The sequence below is a fragment of the Nocardiopsis sp. NPDC058631 genome, from assembly GCF_042716955.1.
GTDB lineage: Bacteria > Actinomycetota > Actinomycetes > Streptosporangiales > Streptosporangiaceae > Nocardiopsis.
Map to the genome: position 1 here is coordinate 1 of NZ_JBHXQY010000196.1, position 2,185 is coordinate 2,185.

At 74.3% G+C, this 2,185-nt stretch carries 2 protein-coding genes; both read right to left on the reverse strand.

Annotated features, from left to right (window positions below; all coding sequences use genetic code 11):
- Positions 1 to 243 precede the first annotated feature (243 nt).
- Positions 244 to 1,470 carry a Dyp-type peroxidase gene (locus ACFWTE_RS29880; RefSeq protein ID WP_378783302.1) on the reverse strand — a complete coding sequence of 409 codons (1,227 nt, stop codon included), beginning with the start codon at positions 1,468 to 1,470 and terminating at the stop codon, positions 244 to 246.
- Positions 1,470 to 2,033, reverse strand: a complete 564-nt coding sequence (locus ACFWTE_RS29885) for a copper chaperone PCu(A)C (protein ID WP_378783304.1) — start codon at positions 2,031 to 2,033, stop codon at positions 1,470 to 1,472. Before ACFWTE_RS29885 ends, ACFWTE_RS29880 begins: the two co-directional genes overlap by 1 nt.
- Positions 2,034 to 2,185: the final 152 nt, after the last annotated feature.

Sequence of the window (2,185 nt, forward strand, 5' to 3'; positions counted from 1 at the left end):
TGGAACGAGGATCCCCGGCCGTTCGTATGGCACAAGACGGCCGAGGAGATCCTCGAATCCCTCGCAGCGTACTGCCGACGAATTAACGACTCAGGGCACTAGGGCGCAATACACCCTAGGCCACGCGGTCCGGCCCCTCGCGCTCTGCGGGTCCCGTCCCCCGGGCCGGGGGACGGCCGGGGGACCCCGGCGCACCCCGCGTCCGCCTCACGCGAGACGGGCGCGGGGAGGCGTCCGGGACGGTCAGCTCCCCAGCAGGGTCTGCCCCACGTAACCCCCCTCCGCGCAGCCGGGGGGAACCGCGAACACGGCCGAGCCCACCGCGGTCACCCACTCGTTGAGCAGGTCGAGTTCGTCCAGGCTCCGCTGGATGGGTACGAACTGGCGTACGGGATCGGCCTGGAACGACGCGAACAGCAGTCCGGCCTCCTCCCCGCCCGCTCCGCGCAGGTCGTAGTTGTAGGCGCGTCGGAAGATCCGCTGCCCCGGGTCGCCGGTGACCGCCCTGCGCACGTGGGCGAACGCCGGGACGACCGTCAGCCCGGTGGCGCCGGTGGCGGCCAGGTCCACCTCGTCGTGCTCGGCCTCCCCCGTCAGAGGCGCGCCGTTGTCCAGCCTGCGGCCGATGACGGCCTCGCGCGCGGGCCGGTCCAGTTCGTCCCACGTGTCCAGGTGGGTGGCGATGCGCCGTAGCACCAGCCCCGTCCCTCCCTCCAACCACGCGGGTCCGCCGCCGCCCCACACCAGCCGCTCGAAGTCCGCCGTCCCCGGCTCCGGGTTGACGGTGCCGTCGACCTGGCCCATCAGGTTGCGCATAGTCGTGCCGTCGGGCTGGGAGCCGTGGGCCCGGCGGAACCCGCTCTGGGTCCACCTGGGACGGGTGAAGGCCCGCGCGTCCTTGAGGAGCATCCGTACCGCGTGCGAGACCGTGAGGGGATCGTCCGCGCACACCTGCACCAGCAGGTCCGCCCCGCCCCATGCGGGGTCGAGCCGGTCGTGGTCGAACTCCGGCAGGGGCCCCAGCCAGTCCGGTACCGCGTCGGGGTCCACACGTTCCACCAGCCCCCGTCCGAAGCCGAACGTGGTGGTGAGACGGGCCGGGACCTCCGCCAGTTCGGGTTCGGTGTCGGCCAGGGCCGGCTCACCCCGGGCCAGTCGGGCCGCGTCGTCGCTGAGCAGCCGCATGAGCCGCCGGACCCCCTCCGCGTCGACCTTTGGCCCCAGGTCCAGTGCGACGAACGTGCCGTGCGCCTGGGGCGGGGTCTCCACGCCCGCCTGGTGGGGGCCGTGGAAGGGCACGGTCAGGGAGCCGTGGAGCGGGGGGACGGCGGCCGGGTCGGGGCCGCCCGCCCGGTCGGCCCATCTGGCGGCCCCGGCCCCGGCCACCCCTGCGGCACCGAGGCCGGCCGCCCCGCCCAGGAGCAGGAGGCGGCGGCTCAACGGGCCGGAGCCCGCAGCGCGTTCCGCCATCAGTGGTCCCCGCCCCCGTGCCCTTCGTGCCCGTCGCCCCCGTACTCCTCGTTGGCTCCGGCGTACTCCTTGACGGGTGCGGTGAAACCGGCGGTGGAACCGTCGGAGAACTCCACGGTCACCGTGGTCTCGTCCCCCGGTTCCAGGTCGCGAGTGAGGTCCATGAGCATGATGTGGTCGGCACCGGGCTCCAGGGGGAGACCGCCCTCGGCAGGGACGGCGAACCCGCCGTCCTTCTCGCGCATGGTGCCGTCCGCGCCCTCGGTGACGACCTCGTGCAGTTCGACGGTGTCGGCGGCGTCGTGGGAGGCGGCGACGATCGTGACCTCGGTGTCGGAGCCGTTGGTGATCTCGCCGAAGACGGCGGTCATGCCGTCGTCGGCGCCTGCGGCCTTGACCCAGGGGTCGGTGATCCCGAAGGCGTCGGCGGCGGTGGCGGTGTCCGCGGAGGGGGAGGGGGCGCCCGCGTCGGTGGTGGTGTCCGGGGAGGTCGCGGAGCCGCCGCAGGCGGTCAGGGCGAAGGCGAGGAGGGCGGTGGCGGCCCACGTACGTGTCGGGTTCACGGGTGTTCGCTCCAGGTTCTGGGCCGCACTGCCGCGGCCGTCCACCCCTGGTGTCGGATCCGCGGGCCGTTCGGTTCCCGGGAACTCGGAAGCTCGCTCTCCGCGTGCGCGGGCGGGAAGGCGCACGGGGCCGGGTCCGGGCGGCGCAGGCC

Excerpts from the sequence above, each read along its gene's own strand:
- ACFWTE_RS29880 (WP_378783302.1), bottom strand. The coding sequence starts at position 1,470 with ATGGCGGAACGCGCTGCGGGCTCCGGCCCGTTGAGCCGCCGCCTCCTG.